17 protein-coding genes are annotated in these 21193 nt (G+C 49.7%); 15 read left to right on the forward strand and 2 right to left on the reverse strand.

The window, feature by feature from the left end; translation table 11 throughout:
* Nucleotides 1-14: 14 nt before the first annotated feature.
* The 3 genes from ACR9Y8_RS23400 to ACR9Y8_RS23410 are packed head-to-tail and all read left to right on the forward strand — an operon-like array spanning nucleotide 15 to nucleotide 2843.
* Nucleotides 15-968: a ring-cleaving dioxygenase gene (locus tag ACR9Y8_RS23400; RefSeq protein WP_481215676.1), complete on the forward strand. Its 954-nt coding sequence runs from the start codon at nucleotides 15-17 to the stop codon at nucleotides 966-968.
* 16 nt (nucleotides 969-984) lie between these two features.
* Nucleotides 985-1476, forward strand: a complete 492-nt coding sequence (locus ACR9Y8_RS23405; protein ID WP_481215677.1) for a hypothetical protein — start codon at nucleotides 985-987, stop codon at nucleotides 1474-1476.
* Entirely contained in the window at nucleotides 1473-2843 is a 1371-nt protein-coding gene (locus tag ACR9Y8_RS23410) for a hypothetical protein (RefSeq protein ID WP_481215678.1), read from the forward strand. Before ACR9Y8_RS23405 ends, ACR9Y8_RS23410 begins: the two co-directional genes overlap by 4 nt.
* 316 nt (nucleotides 2844-3159) lie before the next feature.
* On the opposite strand, the gene ACR9Y8_RS23415 is transcribed toward ACR9Y8_RS23410, so the two are convergent.
* Nucleotides 3160-4461, reverse strand: a complete 1302-nt coding sequence (locus ACR9Y8_RS23415) for a hypothetical protein (protein WP_481215679.1) — start codon at nucleotides 4459-4461, stop codon at nucleotides 3160-3162.
* 23 nt (nucleotides 4462-4484) lie between these two features.
* A complete protein-coding gene (locus ACR9Y8_RS23420; RefSeq protein WP_481215680.1) occupies nucleotides 4485-5342 on the reverse strand; it encodes a dienelactone hydrolase family protein in 858 nt (285 codons plus the stop codon).
* Nucleotides 5343-5430: 88 nt separating this feature from the next.
* Between ACR9Y8_RS23420 and ACR9Y8_RS23425 the strand changes: the two genes are divergently transcribed.
* The 12 genes from ACR9Y8_RS23425 (at nucleotide 5431) to ACR9Y8_RS23480 (ending at nucleotide 21163) form a co-directional block, all read left to right on the forward strand.
* Nucleotides 5431-6699 (forward strand): NAD(P)/FAD-dependent oxidoreductase, encoded by a 1269-nt coding sequence (locus tag ACR9Y8_RS23425; protein WP_481215681.1) that lies wholly within the window; start codon nucleotides 5431-5433, stop codon nucleotides 6697-6699.
* On the forward strand, nucleotides 6696-7355 hold the full coding sequence (locus ACR9Y8_RS23430) for a class I SAM-dependent methyltransferase (RefSeq protein WP_481215682.1): 660 nt from the start codon (nucleotides 6696-6698) through the stop codon (nucleotides 7353-7355). The genes ACR9Y8_RS23425 and ACR9Y8_RS23430 overlap by 4 nt, the downstream gene beginning before the upstream one ends.
* Nucleotides 7356-7380: 25 nt before the next feature.
* Nucleotides 7381-8979 carry a Na+/H+ antiporter gene (locus tag ACR9Y8_RS23435; RefSeq protein ID WP_481215683.1) on the forward strand — a complete coding sequence of 533 codons (1599 nt, stop codon included), beginning with the start codon at nucleotides 7381-7383 and terminating at the stop codon, nucleotides 8977-8979.
* Nucleotides 8980-9181: 202 nt separating this feature from the next.
* A complete protein-coding gene (locus tag ACR9Y8_RS23440; protein WP_481215684.1) occupies nucleotides 9182-10159 on the forward strand; it encodes a glycoside hydrolase family 43 protein in 978 nt (325 codons plus the stop codon).
* 108 nt (nucleotides 10160-10267) lie between these two features.
* Complete coding sequence (locus ACR9Y8_RS23445) at nucleotides 10268-10849, forward strand: RNA polymerase sigma factor (RefSeq protein ID WP_481215685.1); 582 nt, start codon at nucleotides 10268-10270, stop codon at nucleotides 10847-10849.
* A 74-nt stretch (nucleotides 10850-10923) separates the two neighbouring features.
* Nucleotides 10924-11952: a FecR family protein gene (locus ACR9Y8_RS23450; protein ID WP_481215686.1), complete on the forward strand. Its 1029-nt coding sequence runs from the start codon at nucleotides 10924-10926 to the stop codon at nucleotides 11950-11952.
* Between the two features lie 26 nt (nucleotides 11953-11978).
* Complete coding sequence (locus tag ACR9Y8_RS23455) at nucleotides 11979-15476, forward strand: SusC/RagA family TonB-linked outer membrane protein (protein ID WP_481215687.1); 3498 nt, start codon at nucleotides 11979-11981, stop codon at nucleotides 15474-15476.
* Nucleotides 15477-15487: 11 nt separating this feature from the next.
* Nucleotides 15488-16957 (forward strand): RagB/SusD family nutrient uptake outer membrane protein, encoded by a 1470-nt coding sequence (locus ACR9Y8_RS23460; RefSeq protein ID WP_481215688.1) that lies wholly within the window; start codon nucleotides 15488-15490, stop codon nucleotides 16955-16957.
* Between the two features lie 10 nt (nucleotides 16958-16967).
* Nucleotides 16968-17798 carry a DUF4843 domain-containing protein gene (locus ACR9Y8_RS23465; RefSeq protein WP_481215689.1) on the forward strand — a complete coding sequence of 277 codons (831 nt, stop codon included), beginning with the start codon at nucleotides 16968-16970 and terminating at the stop codon, nucleotides 17796-17798.
* 19 nt (nucleotides 17799-17817) lie between these two features.
* Nucleotides 17818-19227: a PKD-like family lipoprotein gene (locus ACR9Y8_RS23470; RefSeq protein WP_481215690.1), complete on the forward strand. Its 1410-nt coding sequence runs from the start codon at nucleotides 17818-17820 to the stop codon at nucleotides 19225-19227.
* A gap of 28 nt (nucleotides 19228-19255) precedes the next feature.
* Nucleotides 19256-20416, forward strand: coding sequence for a redoxin domain-containing protein (locus tag ACR9Y8_RS23475; protein ID WP_481215691.1), 1161 nt, complete (start codon nucleotides 19256-19258; stop codon nucleotides 20414-20416).
* 156 nt (nucleotides 20417-20572) lie between these two features.
* Entirely contained in the window at nucleotides 20573-21163 is a 591-nt protein-coding gene (locus tag ACR9Y8_RS23480) for an RNA polymerase sigma factor (RefSeq protein WP_481215692.1), read from the forward strand.
* Nucleotides 21164-21193: the final 30 nt, after the last annotated feature.

Genomic DNA, 21193 nt, shown 5'->3' on the forward strand with positions numbered 1-21193 from the left:
GGTAAATTTGTAATATGGATCAATTGATTACAGGCATTCATCACGTTACGGCCATTGCTGCCGGCGCACAAAAGAACATCGATTTTTACAGCGGTATCCTGGGATTGAGGATGGTAAAGAAGACAGTGAACTTTGACGCACCCGGTGTATACCATTTTTATTATGGAGATGAAACCGGTAGCCCCGGCAGCATCCTTACCTTCTTTCCTTATGAAGGGCTTACACATGGCCGTCATGGCAAAGGCATGCTCAACACCACCACCTTTTCGCTGCCCCTGGCATCCATGGATTATTGGCTGGAACGCCTGAAACGTTTTAACATTAGCTATAAACAACCGCAGGAGCGGTTTGAAGGCGAAGCGGTCGTATACTTTGAAGATGCTGATGGACTGGGCCTGGAACTGGTGTTCAACGATAAGGATACCCGCAGCGGTTTTACTTACGGGCACATCCCTCCGGAGCACGCCATCAGGGGATTTTACAATGTAGAGATCTGGGAAGAAGGTTACGAGCGAACTGCCGGACTGCTGACAGAACAGCTGGACCACAAGCTGATCGCCGAGAAAGGTAACCGTTTCCGTTTTGCCGCCACCGACGCGCCTGGTAATTATGTGGACATCATCTGTTCTCCCGACAGTCTGAAAGGACTCGCAGGCAGTGGCACTGTGCATCATATCGCCTTTAGCACTCCTGATGCCGCCAGCCAGCAGGAAGTGCGCCTTAAAATAGTGAAACGGATGCTGAACCCAACGCCTGTGCTCGACAGGAATTATTTTACCTCCATTTATTTCAGAGAGCCTGGAGGCGTGCTGTTTGAAGTGGCTACCGCAGGCCCGGGCTTTACTGCAGACGAGAGCAAAGAGCACTTAGGCGAAGCGCTTAAATTACCCCCGCAATATGAACCAGACAGGGCAGACATTGAAAAGAAAGTAGCTCCCGTAACTTTGGCGCCCGGTAACTATAAATAATAGTATTTTGCCGTCTATGCAAGCAACTGTATCTAACAGACGCGGAGGCCTGTTATTGTTGTTAACAGGCCTCCTGGCTATTTCCCTTATTGTAGCGGTGAACAGAACCTGGTTCGAAAGAATAGCCGGCTACTGGGAAGCCTTCCCTTTACAGGCCGCTCAGCCAGACCCTGAAGTGAGGAAAGCATCCCGCTATGGCAATGCCTATATTCTTTCCAGGTCTATTGCCCTTTCGCTGGAGAAGGCTGGTAAAAAAGAAACAGCGCTGGTGCTGTTGCCGCCTACCAGCTATTTCAAGGCTAAAGGGCTGGACTATCATGTACCGGAACCAGCCGTATTCTACTACTATACTTCATTGAGAACAGTGCGCCCGGATACAAAGGATACTGCTAATATCAATTACGTGGTTAGCGTCGAGCATAAAGACATTGCGATCAGGAAAGTGCGCGATAAGCAGCAGCTGAGCAACATATTGGCAGAATACAGAAAATACACGATCACCTTATGAACATAGTTGCCTTGCTGCTGTTGACATCATTGCAGTTCATCTCAGGTATCGGTGTGCTCGCTTTGTTCAATCTATCATTACGGAACGGTCTTAAAATTCCAATGGCATTATTGCTGGGAGTTGCCGTGTCTTCTTTTGTTCCTTTCCTGTTACAGTTATTGTATGTTCCGCTTACCGCCTTTTCTGTTTTCAGCGCGCTGGTAATGACAGCGTTGTTGTTGAACCTGAATATGGCCCGTACTGCAGCACAATGGGGTACGATGTTCCATAAGATCCGTTTTACGATAAAACTGTATGAGCTGCCTTTTATCCTGCTCATAACAGCTATCGTTTTTATCAGTGTGTGGCGCTGTTATTATCTGCCGCCTACGCCGAGAGATCTTACTTCAGGCGCCGAAGTGCTCGCAGAATATGCAGTACGCGAGCATACCATGATCAATTCGGTTTTTAAGGTAGATCTTGCGAGCACCAATAATCCTTATAAACCTGCATTCATCACCAGCCTGCAGATCATTTACAAATATGCGGGCTTCCCCTTCGGGCAGCTGTGGCTTTCTGTGATATTCGCCAGCTTTACGCTGTTGCTGTACCAGTTGTTGTGTGAGCGCCTTCACCGCTTACTGGCAGGTGTGTTGTTGTTGTGCTTCCTGGCAATACCGGAAATGTATGCTTATACCTTCATGGCATTGTTCGATTACAGCAATGCGGTGTTCTTCTTCCTGTCGGTGTATTGCTTAACACTTTACTTCAGGGAACAATCCAGGCCGTATTTACATTTTGCAGCCTGGCTAATGGGCATTGCCACCTATATACGCCCGGAAACCCTGGTCTTGGCCTTTTTCTTCATTCCCTTGCTGGTATACCGCCAATGGAGTAGTCAAACCATCAGGCAAGTGGCACTCGATGCCGCGGCGTTTGTAACGCCTGCTGTGCTGCTGTATGCTGTTTCTGTTGTGTTTTATAACAGTTATTACCTGCCTGCTCAATACGAAGTGAGTAACCTGATCAACGCGCATCCATTACAGTTGCGGCCATTCTTTGAGCGTTTTATAGACATGCACACCCGCCTGCTGTTCGGCGGGCGTGGCGTTTCCCTGTATGGTTATTTTATGGTACTGTTTGTGGTGCTGTTGCTGGTAGAAGCAGTGATGTATAAGCTGCGGTTTTCCCGTACCGCCAGGGTGTGGTTGTATGCGGTACTGGTCATCTATATTGGACTGCCTTTCCTGGGATATTTGCTCCCCCTGGTAGATCTCCAGCATTCTACCAAAAGAGGTTTGCTGAAGATCTTTCCCCTGATGTTATTATACCTGGCGCATAACCAGGCTTTGGTAAAATTATCTGCCCGTCTTAGCAGATGGGGATGATGATAAACACGTGAGGCCGTCCAAAATACTTCGGACGGCCTCACCATTTTCTTTAATACAAAATATAAGTTTGAACGGTCCTTATTACAGACCGATACCTTCGCACCAGAAAGTGTTAGGTGGAATGGTGGCAGCTTTCAGCTTGGCCTGGTTGCCTTCGCTAAGACGGGCGATTTTCACTTTTCTTTACGTCAAGTTTTTTCTTGGTTTTCTTTTTCATAAAAAGGAATTTTTGGTCAGAAATCGGGTTTAGATTAAGTATTAAGTAAAGGCCGGGTTATTGTTCAATTTACTAAATACAATGTTACAGCCCAAATCATTTGTTAGCTTTTTTTACCTGATAATTAGCCTGGTTGAGGCTGTCTTTTACAATCGTCCATCCATCCTGCAGGGTGAGGGTCCATCCTTCGCCGCTGAGCTGCTGTCCTTCAATTTTTAACGGCGCGCTCACCGTGATCTTGTCCCAGTTAGGGCTCATGAGCGCGCCCTGCTGCGCTTCCAGGATGCCCCACTCATCTGTTACCCGTATGGTAGGATATACCGTGCCTTTATCCTCTAAGGGCTGTATGTTGCTCGGATTGAAGGATACGTTCATTTTTACGAATGCTATTTCCAGGTGGGGCTGCACAATAAAGATCTGTTTATACCGGGCGATAAGCGCCTTTTTTTGTGCTGCCCGCGTTGTCTCGGCAGCGATGATCGTATCTCCCTTGTAGTATTTTAAAGCCGCAGCAACATGTGCCTTGAGGTTTCCCGGCATCGGAATAGGAAAAGTTTTGATGAAATAATCCGTTAGCCTGGTTTGTATAGAGATCTTCCCGTTCCACCGGGGAACTTTGCCTTCCAGGAGATAGCCATAAACAGGGATGGTTTGGTAAGCGAAGGATCGAACAAAGGTAGGATTGGCCAGGAAGCGTTCCATGCTGCTTTCAAAATGCTGCAGCTGTTGTGCTTTCGTTCTTCCGCTGCCCATCATACCGGTGTATTCGGCAAGCCCTTCGTTCAGCTCAAGGGCATTTTCCACGGTATCTGCTCCCGGGTACAGCTGGTAGCGGTATTTCCGGAAGCTGACGGCATCGGCCAGGTGGCTTTGTATATCCGGCCAAGCTGTAGATTGCAGGGCGGCTTTTAATGCCGCCAGTTCCAGGCGCAGGTAGATACGGCCGTCCTTTTCATCCAGGTGATTGTTATCCGGGTTACGGCCCTGGAAGCCCAGCTCAGGTTGGATCCTGTGGAAAAGCTCATGCGCCAGCAGGTTAAGCCGGTCTTGTTTATTGGCAGGCAAAGGGAGCAATACCATGGCCCAGCGGTGGCTACCCAGTTGCATGGCAGTATTGGCAATGTTATTGGCTTTAGGCAGGACGCCGGTGTATACAGGTCCTGTTCCCTGTAAGCCCAGGGCAGTGTCTGGCAAGTTTGCATACAGCTGCCGGGTTTGGGGGTTAACAAATAATAAAGGCCCTTCCAGCGGATGATCCCAGATGGCCTGCAATTGCGATGCTGCCTCCTTTATTTCATTAAAATACAGCGCGGCGCTGTCTGCATAGGGATCTTTGTTCTGGCTAAAGGCCGGTATGGCTGCTAACAGGCATAGCAGCAGATAAGTAATTGATTTCATACAGTACAGGTGTTATCGTTCGCTTACAATAATGTTTCTTTGAACAGGCGTAAGGTTCTTTCCCAGGCTAATTTTGCAGCTGCTTCATTATATCGCGTAGGGGCGGTATCGTTATTGAAGGCGTGTTGTGCACCCTCATAAATATACAGTTCGTATTTAACGCCCGCAGCTTTCAGCGCCGTTTCGTACGCGGGAATGCCAGCGTTGATGCGTTCGTCCAGTCCGCCGTAATGTAATTGCATGGCGGCTTTGATCTTTGGCACATCGGCCGCATCAGGTTGGCGTCCGTAGTAGGGCACTGCAGCTTTCAGGCCAGGTGCATGTACGGCCAGCTGGTTGGCCATGGCTCCGCCCCAGCAGAAGCCTACACAGCCCGTTTTACCGTTGCTTGCTGGTAGGGTGGAGAGGTAGTCTAGTCCTTTCAGGAAGTTATTCAGGTTTTTGGCGGCGTCCAGTTTACCTATCTGGTCGCGGGCTTCGTCTTCATTCTGCGGGGTACCGCCAAAAGGGGAGAGGGCATCCGGGGCCAAAGCAATAAAGCCAGCCTGTGCTACCCGCCGTGTTACGTCCCTGATGTGCGGGTTCAGTCCGCGGTTCTCATGTATCACCAGTACAGCGCCTGTTTTTGTAACTCCTTCAGGTTTAACCAGGTATGCTTTCATGGTAACGCCGTCGCCCTCATAGGTAACATCTGTACCCTCGATACCCTTCGCGTTTTCAGGAACAGTGGCTGCATGCGCATAGTTCACTTCCAGTAAGGGCAGTACGGCCATGGCCGCGGTCATGCTGCCGGTCAGCTTTACCAGCCGGCCGATGAATTCGTCACGCCGTAGTGGTTTGTGCGTGTATTCGTCGAAGAGGTTGATGATGCGTTGGTCCATATATTAAATTTCTGTAAGAAGTGTTTTTTATATCACGAGAGTATCAACTAAATTTAACAATTTTGAGGCATAAAGAAAATTAATCGGGATGAAGCATATTGTTGTTATTGGTGGGGGCTTTGCAGGGATCAACTTCGCGAGGTCATTGGCTGGCAGTAAGGATTTCAGGGTGACCCTGGTGGACAAGAACAATTACAATTTTTTTCCGCCGCTGATCTACCAGGTAGCTACGGCTTTCCTGGAACCTTCCAGCATCAGCTATCCTTTCCGTAAGCTGTTCCGTGGAAAACAGAACCTGTTCTTCAGACTGGGCGAGCTGCAAAAGGTAGTACCGGCAGAGAACAAGATCATCCTTTCCAATGGCGAGCTGCAGTACGATTACCTGGTATTTGCCACGGGCGCCGAAACCAACTACTTCGGTATGCAGAATGTAATGAAGCATGCGATGCCCATGAAAACCCTGCACGATGCCATTGCCATGCGTAACCGTATGCTGCAGCAGATGGAGCAGGCCATTATCACTACAGACGAGGCGGAGCGTAAAAAGCTGCTCACTTTCGTGATCACCGGCGGCGGGCCTACCGGCGTGGAAATATCCGGCATGCTGGCAGAAATGGGCAAGACCATCCTTGGAAAGGATTACCCGGAACTGAAGGGTAAACGCGGTGAAATTTATTTGGTAGATGGCAGCGAGGCCTTGTTGTCGCCTATGAGCACCAGGTCGCAACGCAATACCATGGAAGCCATCCGCAGGATGGGCGTTAAAACCCGTCTCAACACGCACGTAACAGATTATGTGAATGATACCGCCATACTGGATAATGGCGAAGAGATCCCTACTAAAAACCTGATATGGGCAGCCGGCGTTACCGCCAAAGTATTTGAGGGCATCCCGGTAGAAAGCTATGGCCGTGGCAAAAGAATGCTGGCAGATGAGTTTCATAAAGTAAAGGGAACCGAAAATATCTACGCTATTGGCGATACCAGTATGCAAACGCACGAGGCCCGTTTCCCCAATGGTCATCCGCAGGTGGCGCAAACCGCTATCCAGCAGGGTAAGCACCTGGCAAAGAATTTCAAGGCCATTGAGCAGCACAGGCAGCCTACGCCGTTTATCTATCATGATAAAGGCTCCATGGCTATCATCGGCCGTAACAAGGCGGTGGTAGACCTTCCGGGCCCTGTCAAGCATTTTAAGGGATTTATCGCCTTCTTTATCTGGTTGTTCATCCACCTAATGTCTTTGATCAACTATCGCAACAGGCTTAAAACTTTATATAACTGGACAGTAGCATATTTCAGCAAGGATCAGTCCTTACGTATGATCATCCGTCCCGATGAAAAAACAAAGGCATGAGGTATTTGCTTTATTTTTTTTATATCACATGGTATTGGGGACTGGATCTGGCAATTTTTATTATAAGGCATGAAATAAAAGGTGAAAAGAAATATGGTATCCGCACCATAGGGCTGGACAACCTGCCGGATACCGTGCCTGTTATAGAGCGCAAACACTTCAGCCTCTACGAGCCGGTCAATTATTATTCACTCACCACCCTTTTTGACCATCTCAAAGCACCCGATGTAAAAACTACCCTCCTGGATGTTGGTTGCGGCCGCGGAAGGGTGCTGGCAGTGGGTGCGGCCTATGGTTTCCGTGACATGATCGGTATTGACTTTTCCGAAAGGCTCTGCGAACAGGCCAGGGAAGTAATGGAAGGTGTGAAGGAAGGATTCCCCGGCCTTAGCGTTACCATTACCTGTGCCGATGCCCGCGATTATGATATCCCTGATACGGTGGGTGTTATCTTCCTGTTCAATCCCTTTGACGATCTTGTAATGGAGTCTTTCATAGATAAGGTTTTTGAAAGCCTCTACCGCAGAGAGCGACCTATCAAGGTGCTGTATGCCAATCCCCAGTTCAAGGAGCTATGGCTGAATGCCGGCTTTAAGGAAACCGGTTCCTTTCTCAGGAAGAAATACCTGAAAGGCAGCGTGCTGGAATGGAAGTAGTGGCAGAATTGCATATTTTAGCAGTATGCATAACCACTTTGGCTTTTACCTCATTATCCTCCTGGCGATCCTGTTCCTGTTCATGATAGCGCAACGTCTCAGGATCGCTTATCCCATCGTGCTGGTGCTGGGCGGCCTGTTGATCAGTTTCATTCCCGGCCTGCCCGAGATCAGGATCGACCCCGAACTAATATTCGTCATTTTCCTGCCGCCTTTACTGTATGAGGCGGCCTGGTATACTTCCTGGAAGGATTTCTGGAAATGGCGGCGTGTCATCAGCAGTTTTGCATTCCTCATTGTGCTGCTTACCTCTACCGTTATTGCTGTGGTGGCGCATTACTGTATCCCTGGTTTTTCACTGGCCCTGGGCTTCCTGCTGGGTGGTATTATTTCCCCGCCAGACGCTGTTTCTGCCACCTCTGTGCTCAGGTATATCAAGGTGCCCAAGCGCCTGATCGCTATAGTTGAAGGTGAAAGCCTGCTCAATGATGCAGCCAGTTTGATCGTGTTCAGGTTTGCCCTGGTGGCGGTAGAAACAGGCATGTTTGTTTTCAGCAAAGCAGCTACCAGTTTTGTGCTGGTAATCGTGATGGGGATCATTGTAGGACTGGCCATTGCTTTGGTATTTTACGCCGTTCACCGCTGGCTGCCAACCACGCCCAATGTAGATATCCTGCTTACTTTCATTGCACCGTACATGATGTACATTGTGGCGGAAAAACTGCATTTTTCCGGTGTGCTGGCTGTAGTGAGCGGAGGCCTTTTCCTGTCTGCCAATAACCAGATTATTCTCAGCTTCAGCAGCCGTTTCCGGGGGGAAACGGTATGGTCTACGGTCGGTTTTGTGCTGAACGGGCTGGTATTTATGCTGATAGGTCTTGAGCTGCCCTTTATTGTAGATCAGCTGGGGGACGTAAGCCTGGGCAGTGCTATCTCGTATGGGGTGGTTATCAGCGGGGTATTGATCGTGCTGAGATTGCTTTCTACTTTTGGCGCCTCTGTATTCACAGTATTCATCAGCCGTTTTATTACTACTGCAGACCCTCACCCGGGATGGAAAGGCCCTTTGCTCTTAGGTTGGGCTGGTATGCGCGGTGTGGTGTCGCTCGCGGCAGCATTATCTATTCCCTTAACACTCAGTAATGGGCAGCCTTTCCCGCAACGCAACCTCATCCTGTTCATCACTTTCACGGTAATATTGATCACGCTGGTGTTCCAGGGCCTTACCCTCCCATGGCTGGTGCGCGTGGTGAACATGGAAGACAAAGACCATCAATACTCTGAAGAAGAGCAGGACGCCATCATACGCAAAAAACTAGGCCACCGGGCCCTCACCCTGCTGAATGAGCAATACCAGCAGGAACTGGCTACCAATGAATTGCTACAGAGCCTGAAAACAAAGCTGGAGGCGGTACCTACGCCGCAACCGGGCGACCAGCTTTCCAACCCGGCTCACCAGACCTTCCGCAGCATCTACTCTGCCATCATTAAAGAACAACGCCTGTTACTGGAGGAGCTTAATAAGAATGAGGAGATGGACGAAGAGCTGATCCGCAAGCACATCGGCCTGCTGGATCTTGAGGAGGAGAAGATGCGCATACAGGTAGATGGAAAGGATAGGTAAGAGTTGTCAGTTGTCAGTTGCTCAGTTGTCAGTCGTAAGTCGTCAGTCGTCAGTGATTAACCCGGAGATCGACGTTGCTGTAATAACTGAGCAACTTACAACTGACAACTGAGCAACTTACGACTTACGACTGACGACTTACAACTTACGACTGATATTCGTATATTGGGGCTTTTCGTGAATTAAAGCACTGGTAGCACCCATGAGAAAGACACTGACGTTCCTGGCAGCCGTTTCTATCGGCTTATGTATGCAAACACAGCAAGCTGCTGCGCAAAACGGCAACCCGGTCATAACGGGATGGTATGCCGATCCTGAAGCCGCTATCTTCGGTAAAAAGTACTGGATTTTCCCGACCTATTCTGATAAGTACGAAAAGCAGGTATTCTTTGATGCCTTTTCGTCTGACGATCTGCGTAACTGGAAAAAACATCCCCACATACTGGACACCGCTGCCGTGAAATGGGCTAAGAAGGCCATGTGGGCGCCTGCTATTGTTGAAAAGGACGGCAGGTATTATTTCTTCTTTGCTGCCAATGATATACAGAGTGATGCAGAACAGGGCGGTATAGGCGTTGCAGTGGCCAATAAGCCAGGCGGCCCTTACAAAGATTACCTGGGCAAACCGCTCATTGACAAATTCCATAACGGCGCACAACCTATAGACCAGTTCGTGTTCCATGATAAAGACGGCCAGTACTATATGATCTACGGCGGCTGGCGTCATTGCAATATCGTAAAGATGAAACCTGATTTTACCGGTTTCCAGCCCATGGAAGACGGTACCCTATTTAAAGAGATTACCCCTGAAGGATATGTGGAAGGCCCTTTCATGTTCATCCGCAACGGCAAATACTATTTTATGTGGTCTGAAGGCGGTTGGGGCGGCCCTCACTATTCCGTAGCCTATGCCATCGCTGATTCTCCGGCAGGCCCCTTCAAGAGGATCGGCAAAATACTTCAACAGGATACCACTGTAGCCACCGGCGCAGGTCACCACTCCGTGATCAACCTGCCGGGTACTGATCGCTGGTATATCGTATACCACCGCAGGCCGCTCACTGAAACCGCAGCTAACCACCGCGTGGTATGCGTGGATGAAATGCATTTTGATAAAGACGGCGTGATCGTACCGGTGAAGATCACAAAGGAAAGCGTACAGCCGGTGAAGATCAGATAGGTACTCTTGTTGGGGTATGCTTGTATGCTAACATTCCGGTTTATATCTTTAGCCGTTATACCACCAGTATACCTTCAACGTTCACCAAATCTAAACAGGGACATCGATTTGTACGGCAGCCTTGATGATAAAGCGTTATGGGCCAGAGTAATGGAAGGCGATAAAGACGCATTAGCTTTCATTTACAATACTTATTTTCCTTCTCTTTACAGGTATGGGATGAAGCTATGCCCGGATGCAAACCTGGTGAAAGACAGTATTCACGACCTTTTTACCGGTATCTGGCTTAGCCGCGAACGCCTCTCTGCCACGGATTCCATCCGGTTCTACCTCCTGGCCTCCCTTAAACGGAGGATCAGCAGGCAGCAGGGATTGCTGAACCGTTGGGCAGGCCAGCCGTCTCTCGCGATACCCTTCACGGGCTCTCATGAAGAGGCACTGATAGGAGAACAGACCGATAAAGAACGGAAGGAGAAGCTGGAAAAAGTGATCAGCGGCCTGCCCCGCCGTCAGCGGGAGATACTGTACCTGCGCTATTACGAAGGGCTCGATACGCAGGAAACGGCCGCCATCATGTCGCTCAGCGTAAGCTCTGCCTACGTGCTGCTGTCCAAAGCACTGAATTACCTTAAACAACACAGTGATAAGCTGATTTCCCTTTTTTTAACGTATTCATTATTAAGGGGATAAAATTTTTTTAAAAAAAGTGCGGTACAAACGCTAAGATTTTGTCCGCTTGCTGCTTTATCTGTTAAGAACCAACGATGACATCCAGGGATTTTACGATCGAAGAGCTTTTGCAACATCCTGTTTTCCGCCAGTGGGTGATTGAACGGAGCGCCAGCGCTGCTGTGTACTGGCAGGAATGGCTGCAGCAGTACCCGCACCGGGCAGCAGACCTGGCCAAAGCCAGGGAGATGCTGCTGCTGATAGGTGGTCCTTCCCATGCGCCTGCTGCCACCGACGCAGCCGAGACCTGGGAAAGGGTTTTGCAAAGCATCGACAGTGGTAGCACGAAGGTGCTGCAAATGCCCGGCAACCGTATGCGTCGCTGGTGGTCCTATGCCGCAGTGATGGCAGGTGTGCTGGTGATGACCTATGCCATTTATTCCTTTTTAAAGAAGGATACCTTGCACTATGCCACCGCCATGGGCGAAATGAGAACGGTTGAATTGCCGGATCATTCACTGGTGCGCCTCAATGTAAATTCCACCTTACGCTACTCAGCAGCACTCGACGATGGCGGTCCCCGTGAAGTATGGCTGAACGGAGAGGCTTTCTTTACCGTACAGCACCAGCAGAACAACCGCCGCTTTATTGTGCATACTACGGATGTAGACATCCAGGTGGTAGGCACGGAGTTCAACGTCAACACCCGCCGGGTGAAAACACAGGTGGTGTTAAGCACCGGTGTGGTAAAGCTGGTGCTCAATAAGAAGGATGTACCCGGGGCTGCACCGATCACCATGAAGCCGGGCGACATGGTGACCTATTCTTCCACCACGGAAGAGCTGAGCAACAAAAGGGTTGATCCCGCTGCATACGCCTCCTGGCGCACAGGTGTATTATCGTTTGATGAAACGCCTGTAGCAGAAGTGATCAGATCCCTGCAGGATAACCTTGGCGTAGTTATACAACTGGAAAACGACAGCCTGGGTCTGCAAACCTATACAGGAAGTATACCAACGAGCAATATTGAGGTGTTCTTTAAAACACTCGAAAGATCATTTAATGTCCATATCAGGAAGACAGGAGCGAATACTTATACGATAGTGAACCGGGAGGATAAATAGTACATAACCAACCTTAATCTAATGCTATGGTGAAATTTTACGCCGCTTGTATCGGTGGTGTCTTTGCTATGTCCTTACTATTGGAGCCGGGCGGCTTTGCTGCTGCAGCTGCCAGTATACAGCGGCCGGCGGTTGTTTTATCAGCCGGTTATGCACAGGCGGACAATCAGCAGGAACCACTTAAACACCAGCTGGCCCGTGTGGAACAGCGCTACAAGATCCGCATCAATTATGTGGGTAACACCGTCAACGGACTTTATACGGATGCCCCCCCTGCCAAAGATCCCGCTGTGCCTATGATCGATTACCTCAACGATTTTCTGCACACCCTGGGACTGGAGGCAGAGCAAGCTGGAAAAGACCAGTACATTATCTTCAAAAAGGAAAAATCAAAACCAGCTGCTCAGCCGGTTAAACAATCAAGCGGCCTGGAAATGGACCCGCTCAACACTAGGGTAGCGGGCACGCAGCCGGCTACAGACCTGCTGCAACAGTCTGTTATTACCGGCCTGGTGACCGAGGAATCAGGTCTTCCGCTGCCGGGTGTTACCATCGTGGTAAAAGGCACCTTCAATGGTACCAAAACCAATGAGAGTGGTAAATACAGGCTGACTAATGTACCGCCCAACGGCACGCTGGTGTTTAGCTATATCGGCTATAAATCAATGGAATTGAAAGTGGACGGACGCACCTCCATCGATGCAAAGCTGCTGACTGAAGTGCAGTCCATGAAAGACTTTGTAGTGAACGGCTACCAGAAACTGCAGAAAGATAATTACACCGGTTCCGCCATTGTTATAACAGGAGAGGAGCTCAAACACTTCAACCCGCAGAATATCCTGCAAAGCATACAGGCCCGCGATCCTTCTTTTCGCCTCGTAGAGAATAATATCGCGGGGTCTAATCCTAACCAGTTGCCTAATATCAATGTGCGCGGCACCACGGCCTTGCCTTCCGGTGCGCCCAGCCAGTTGAGCCGCAACCAGCTAGCCAGTATCACCAACCTACCACTGTTCATACTAGACGGTTACCAGGTAAGCATACAGAATATTTTCGACCTGGATTTTAACCGGATAGAAACCGTGACCCTACTGAAAGATGCAGCGGCCACTGCTATCTACGGTTCCCGCGCCTCCAACGGTGTGTGCGTGTTTACCACAAAGGCGCCCAAAGAAGGCGCGCTGGAACTGTATTACAATTACGAGCTGAATGTGACCACGCCGGACCTTAGCGCCTATAACGTGCTGGATGCTGCCCAGAAGCTGGAATACGAACGGCTGGCAGGCCTTTATAAGGAAAACCAGGTAGATGGCGAGGAGGTGCTTGAGCGCCTGTACTATGCCAAGAAAAAGAATGTGCTCAGCGGTATCAATACCTATTGGCTGTCGCAACCTGTTAGCAACGATTTCGGTCATAAACATTCCGTATCCCTGCAGGGCGGCTCTTCGTCCATGCGCTATGGGGTGGATGTGCGTTATCAAACCAATAATGGCGTGATGAAAGGCTCTGGCCGTGACCGTTACAGCTTGAGCAATACGCTGTCTTATGCGCCACGCAGCAACAAGCTGTTGTTCCGTAACCAGTTCACCATCTCGCAGGTAAAAGGTACAGAGTCGCCGTACGGTTCCTTTGCAGACTATGTGAAGATGAATCCCTATTACCCGATCTATGATTCTACCGGAAGGCTGCTCCGGGAAATGGACAAATGGAATTACCGCAGTGCTGCAGAAAACAGCGCCATTAAAACAGCGAACGTGCTCAACCCCATGTATGAGGCTACCATCGGCAGTTTTAACAAACAGGAATACCTGGAGTTTATGGATGGTTTTAACGTTGAATATAATCCTACCGCGCAATGGCGGTTCAGCGGTAATATCAGTCTTATTAAGCGCAAGCAGTCGAACGATAAATTTGTATCTCCGCTCAGTAATGAATTCTATACCGCCACCGGCGATGAGCTGAAAGACCGCGGTACCTACGAATACGGCTCAGAAGACTATACGCAGGTAGACGGTAGTTTTACCATTAACCACAACCAGGTGATCCGCCGGGAGCATTTCCTGAACTTTTCACTCGGCACCAATATTCAGTCCACTACGGCCACACAGCGTTCCTTTAAAGCCCAGGGCTTTACCAACGACCGTTTTTCTGATATATCCTTTGCACGCATGTATGAGAAAGACGGCGCTCCCAAAGGCGGTGTAACAGAACAACGGCTGGCGGGCGCTTTCCTGTCTTTTAACTATTCCTTTCAGAACCGCTTTCTGATGGACGGTACCCTGCGGGTAGACGGTTCTTCCAAATTCGGTTCAGACTCCCGTATGGCGCCTTTCTGGTCTTATGGCATCGGATGGAACCTGCATAAGGAGAAGTTCCTGGAGCATACGGCTATCAGCCAGCTGCGGCTGAAAGCTACTACCGGATTAACAGGCAATGTGTCCTTCCCGGCCTATTTATCCAATACCACTTACCAGTACTACACCGGAGAATGGTACTCTACAGGCGTAGGCGCTGTGTTTACTGCTTACGGCAATTCCAGGCTGAAATGGCAGCGTACACATAACTACGAACTGGGCATGGAACTGGGCCTCTTCCAGGACCGTGTGTACTTTTCTCCCAGGTATTATCACAAGCTGACCACCGATCTGCTGGCAGACATCAATGTGCCTTCCTCCACCGGTTTTGAAAGATACAAGGAGAACCTGGGGGAGATGGTGAACAAAGGCTTTGAGCTGTATATGCGCGCCAACGTATTCCGCAGCCGTAACTGGTCTGTGAACCTGAACCTGAACATGGTGCACAACAAGAATGTGATCACCAAAATATCTGATGCGCTCAAGAATTATAACGATGATGTAGACAAGCAGCAGCAGGAGAACCCTGAACTGAAATCAGTGCCCCTGCTGCGTTACCGTGAAGGGCAGTCGCTCAACACTATTTATGCCGTACGCTCACTGGGCATTGACCCGGAGAACGGGCGTGAGATCTTCCTGAACCTGGACGGCACCCGCACTTATGATTACAACGTAAAGAACACGGTGCCCATTGGCGATCAGACACCGAAGCTCGACGGCTATTTCGGCGGCAGCGTGATCTACAAAAGCTTTATGCTGGAATTAAGCTTCTATACCCGCCTGGGTGGCGACATCTACAACCAGACGCTGATAGACCGTGTGGAGAATGCCAACCCCTGGTACAATGTAGATGCCCGCGCATTGAGCGACCGCTGGAAGAAACCCGGCGACCAGGTGTTCTTTAAAGACATCGCAGACCTGAGCGCTGCGCTCAACGGTAACACGCTTACTTCTTCCCGCTTTGTACAACGTGAGAACAGGGTAGAACTGAAAGCAGTATACCTCTCTTACGAAGCGCCGGCGTCTATCTACAAACGCCTGCGCATGAAGAACCTGCGCTGTGCGCTTAACATGAATGACATCGCTTACTGGTCTTCCATCAAACTTGAAAGAGGGATCGACTATCCTTTTGCCAGGAGCTTCACCTTCTCATTATCAACCAGGTTCTAAAAGTTTTGAACATGAAAAAGTATCTCATACTCATCATAACAACTGTTGCGCTATCCTCCTGCAAAAAATGGCTGGATGTGAAGCCGCAGACAGAGGTAGAGCAGGAAGTGCTGTTCAGCACCGAAGCAGGGTTCATGGAGGCCATTAACGGCCTGTATACCCGCTGCGCCCAGCAGGATATGTATGGTAAAGAGCTCAGCGTGGGCTTCCCTGATGCATTGGCGCAGAACTATAACGTATCTCCCGAGGATCCGAACAAGTACCGGCAAACCATGCTGTACAATTACAAGGACCAGGACTTTATGACCCGGAAGGATGCTGCCTGGAAAGGCTTGTACAACGTGATCGCCAACAGCAACATTATCCTGGAGCATGTAGATAAACAAAAAGGTGTGCTTACACAGCCCATCTATGCAATAGTAAAAGGCGAGGCCCTGGCCATGCGTGCTTATTGTCATTTTGATGTGCTGCGCCTCTTTGCTGCCTCGTATGCCGTGGAGCCGAATGGTAAAGGCATTCCTTATGTTACTGCTTTCAGCAAGAATGTTCCGAAGATGTACAAGACCGGCGAAGCAATAGATGCAATGCTACAGGATCTGAATGCTGCAAAAGAACTGTTGCGCACTGCTGATCCTATCCTCACACCGGGATATAAAGTTGGATATGACCGTACGGTGGATACTTCTACTGAGAAGGACGGTCCCATGTTCACACAGCAGCGCCGCCATCATCTCAACTACTATGCTGTTTGCGGGGAGCTGGCCCGCATCTATCTCTATAAGGGAGATCATCCCAATGCGCTGCTCAATGCCCTGGAAGTGATCAATGCCAATAAATTTCCCTGGACAAAACAGGCAGACTTCCTGAACCCGGATGAGGAGAAGAAAGACCGTATGCTCTACAAAGAGCTGCTGTTTGCTGTGTACATCTCCAATGCCGAAACGACGGATGCATTGCGCCGGCTGTTAAGGATCGAACAATCGTCATTATACGTTACCCTGCAGGACGGCCGGAATATTTATGAAACAGGCAGCGTAGGTGGTGAAGATTTCCGCTATAAGCAGTGGTTCTCAGAACAATCTGTTTCATCCGGCAACTATCTGCGCCTGGAGAAGTACACCCGTGACCCGGATCGTAACATTCACCCGCAGCTGGGGCCTGCCATCCGCCTGAGTGAAATGTACTACATCGCGGCAGAGTGCACCTTCGATAGCGATCCTGCCAAAGCCTGGGGATACTTTAATACCGTACGCCTCAACCGCGGCATCGGCGCGCAGCGGAATGATCCGTCTAAAGCCACCTTCCTGCAGGAACTGGTGAAGGAGGCACGGAAAGAGTTCTTCGGTGAAGGCCAGATCTTCTATATGTACAAACGGCTGAACATTTCTTTCCCGGGTCCTTTTGGCAGCACGATCCCGGCTACCAGCTCCGTTTTTGTGCTGCCCTTTCCGGATGATGAAATTGCTTACGGTAACAGATAAACACTGACAGATGAAGCGTCTAATAACATTTGGTTTACTATATATGGCCGTGCTCAGCTCCTGCAAGAAAGCCACGGAGCTGCAATACACCACAGACGATAATATCTATTTCGACCTTACGGACCGTACCGGCGCGCGAATAGACAGTATCGTTTACTCTTTCGCATTATTTCCTGAACTGGCCAGCGATACGGTGCTGCTGCCTTTGCGCATTTCCGGTATCAGAACACAGTCTGAACGGACTTTCAGGATAAAAATAGTGGATAGTGCTACTACCGCGGTGGCTAACCAGCATTACAAACCTTTGGAAGATGTTTATAAAGTGCCTGCAGGGCAGGGCATCATCAGGGTGCCGGTAATCATCTACAACACAGACACCGCGCTGGCCAATAAGATGGTGCGCATCAAATTCCAGCTGGAAAGCACATCGGATCTTCATGCTGATTTCAAAAAGCTGGACACCCTGCGCCTCCTGTTCTCCAACCGGCTGGAGAAGCCGGTGTGGTGGGATGCCTGGTCTGGTGAGCTGGGGCCTTACTCCCGGGTAAAGCATGAGCTGTTCATCCGTACTTCCGGTACTACTGAGCTGCCGCCTACTAACAGTGATGCTACTACTACCCCCAAAGTACTGTACTATACCAGGCGTTTTCGTTCTTTCCTCAATGACCCGGCAGGCTGGGTAGCGGATAACCCGCAGGAGGGATACACCCTGGAAGCAGCGGGCACAGGTAAGTACTACTTCTATAGCGTCACCAACCCGGCAAAAAGATACCTGATGACGCTTAACGCTTCTGATAACAGGTATTATTTCACAGACGAGAACGGCAACCGCATTATATAAACCAAAAACATTCCTGCAGATGAAAAGATATCTGTTATATATACTTGGAGGACTGGTGCTGTTGATGCTTGCCTGCTCCCGCGATAAAGGCAATTATGATTATGTGGAGCTGCCAGACCCCGTAGTGGAAGGTCTGGATACGGCCTACACTGTTCTTACTGGTGATAGCCTGATTATAACGCCTACGGTTAAACTGGCTTCCGGAAAAAGTGATTACACCTGTTACTGGAAGATCAATGTACCGGAAAAGGCCACTTCACTTGATTATGAAAGCCGCAACCTGCGTATTGTTTTCGGGCTGGCCTCCGGCCGTTACACTGCCGTGCTCTCGGTAGTGGATAACAGCAACGGCATGAAGTATTACCATGAATTCATCATCAACTGTCAAACGGAGTTTACCAGGGGCGCAGTGGTGCTTACCAGCAGCAGCGGCAGGGCAGAGCTGACTTTCATCAAGCCGGATGGCACTGTTCAATCAGGCATATACCAGGCCATCAACCAGGAGGCGCTGGAGGGAGCGCCCATGCAGCTGGTGCCCGTACAGAACCAGTTTTACCTGAACCGGCTCACTTCTTACTGGATCACGTATACAAACGGTGGCGTGCTGGTGAATGCAGATAACCTGCAGCGGATACGTACCATGAAGGAGAACTTTTTTAACCCGCCGGCTTCCGTTAAACCGGAGTACATGATGAACATGCCTAACGGTGTTACCCAGGCCGTTATTAACGGTAAGTTATATACCGGCGCTACAGAAACGGCCCCGTTCTGGCCTTACTACGGCTTCTTCGGTGTGCCGGTAGCAGGCAATTATAAACTGCACCCACAGGTGCTGCACAACGCGTACGAGAGCCCTTACAATAATTATTACATCGGCTTTGAAGCAAACCTGAAACAGTTTGTGCGCATCATGAAGCTGTCTTATTACGGTTCAGACTTCTCCGTGATGGATACTGCTTTCAATCCAAAAGACCTGAAAATGGACCTGCTGTATATGGACCGCTTCAGCGATAACGACCTGTATGCCTTCTGCGACAGCGCCGGTAAGAAGATGGAATTAAAGTTCCGTGTGACGCTGAATGACAGTACGCAGCGCTTCTATCCTTCGTATAAGAAGGCATTTCCCGGTGCAGCTTTGCTGACTGCTGGCACAATCTGGCGTTCATCTCCCATTGGCGTTTTCTTTTTCAGTGCTAATGACAAAGTATACCGCTATAACCCGCTGAACCAGGAACTGAAGGCGCTGGATGCCAACTTCGGTGGTAAGCAGGTAACCATGCTCAAAGTACAGCGCAACGGCAACCTGCTGGTAGCCGGCACCGAAGGCAGTATCTACTACCTGGATATCAGCACCGGTAAAACCGGGCAGGTGACACAGCAGTATAACGGGATAGCCGGTATACCGAAAGACGTGATCATCAGAGACTAAAATGATTTCATCATCTAAACAGCATAAAATGAGAAAATGGATATTAACGGCTTTTGTTGCCCTGCCTGTAGTGGCTGTGGCACAAAGTGGCGAATTCGTACTGAATGGTAAGCTGGGCAACCTCAATGCGCCAGCTAAAGCATACCTGCATTACCAGGGGGAAGATAATAACAGCATGCTGGATTCTGCCGTGCTGCATAACGGCACATTCGTGATCAAGGGCAAAGTGAAAGGGCCGCATATGTGCATGCTGATGGTAGATCACCAGGGCAGCGGCGATCATAACCCGCAGACAGCAGAAGACAGGCGCCTGATCTATATTGACAAGGGCAGCATCAATATCAGTGCAAAGGAAAAGCTGGAAGACGGCGCTATCACCGGCTCTCCTGTGAATGCGGAGCATGAGCGTTACAAGAAATTCCTGGCTCCCTTTGATGAGCAGATGAACAGTCTCAATAAAGACTATGGTGCATCTACACCGGACCAGCAGCGTGATACTGCTTTTATGAATGGCCTGCGTGCACGGTTCGACAAAGCCATGAAAGATAAAAGGGATTTGATGAAACAGTTCATTGCGGCAAATCCTGGCTCTTTCTTCAGTGTGGAAGCCTTGAAAGAGCTGAGCGTACACCTGAACATGAACCTGGCTATACTGGAACCGATGTATAAAAGCCTGACGCCTGAGCTGCAGAACAGCATAGCCGGTAAAGAATTTGCCGCTGCTATGGAAAGAGAGCGCCGCCTGGCCATTGGCTCACCTGCGCCTGAGTTCACGCAGAACGATGTGCAAGACAAGCCGGTGAAGCTGTCTGACTTCCGTGGTAAATATGTACTGCTCGATTTCTGGGCTTCCTGGTGTGGTCCCTGCAGGGCAGAGAACCCTTATGTGGTGGCTGCTTACAACCAGTTCAAAGACAAGAACTTTACAGTGCTCAGTGTATCCCTGGATCAGCCGGGTAAGAAAGATGCCTGGGTAGCTGCTATCAAAAAAGATGGCCTGGAAGCCTGGACACATGTTTCCGACCTGAAATACTGGAGCAACGAGGTAGCTGTATTATATGGTGTAAAAGGAGTACCAACTAATTTCCTGATCGACCCTTCCGGGAAGATCATTGCCAGGAACCTGCGCGGAGAGAAGCTGCAGGCCGAACTGGACACGATCATCAATGGCAAGACTGCGTCAAACTGACCCAGCCGATAACTATCCTATCAGATCTCCAACCAACCACCAGGCGAGGCCGGAAGCGATTCCGGCCTTCGCGTTTTTGATACGCTTGTTTGTACATTTGTCACTTTATAACTAATTTACGCCGCAAGGGGTAACCGTCTTAAATGTACAACCAATATGGAGAGTATGCCACCCGGCGAGGAGGTATTGTTAAGAATGATAGAAGGCGACGAGTCCGCATTTACAAGCATTTACAGGCACTACCATCCTGCACTCTATATCTATTTACTACGCTTCTGTAAAATACCCGACCTGTCGGAAGATCTGGTGCATGATGTTTTCCTGAAAATCTGGGAGATCAGGGACCGCATAGATCCCGCTTTGCCTTTTACCGGCTACCTGTATCGCATTGCCCGGAATCACGCTTTTAAGACCATCAAGAAACTATCGCAGGATGAAGGCCTGCAGGAACAGGTGCTGGAACACCTGGCCGCCACCGGTAGTGGTGAGCCCGAACAGCTGGTAAGGGAGAAGGAGTACGACCGCCTGTTCCGCGAAGCCCTGGGCCGCCTCGGCCCCCAACGCCTCAACGTTTTCCGCCTCTGCCGCCAGGAAGGTAAAAGCTATGACGAGGCAGCTGCTATATTGGGCATTTCCCGTAATGCCGTTAAAAAACACATGGTGCTCAGCATGCGTTTTATCCATGATTACATCTACCGCCACGGTGATCTGTTACTGACCTTCTGCCTCCTGTTAAAAATCTTTTAAATTTTTTTTGGGGAGGGGGTACCCTCCATC

This window comes from Chitinophaga sp. SVR4-12A, assembly GCF_056754765.1.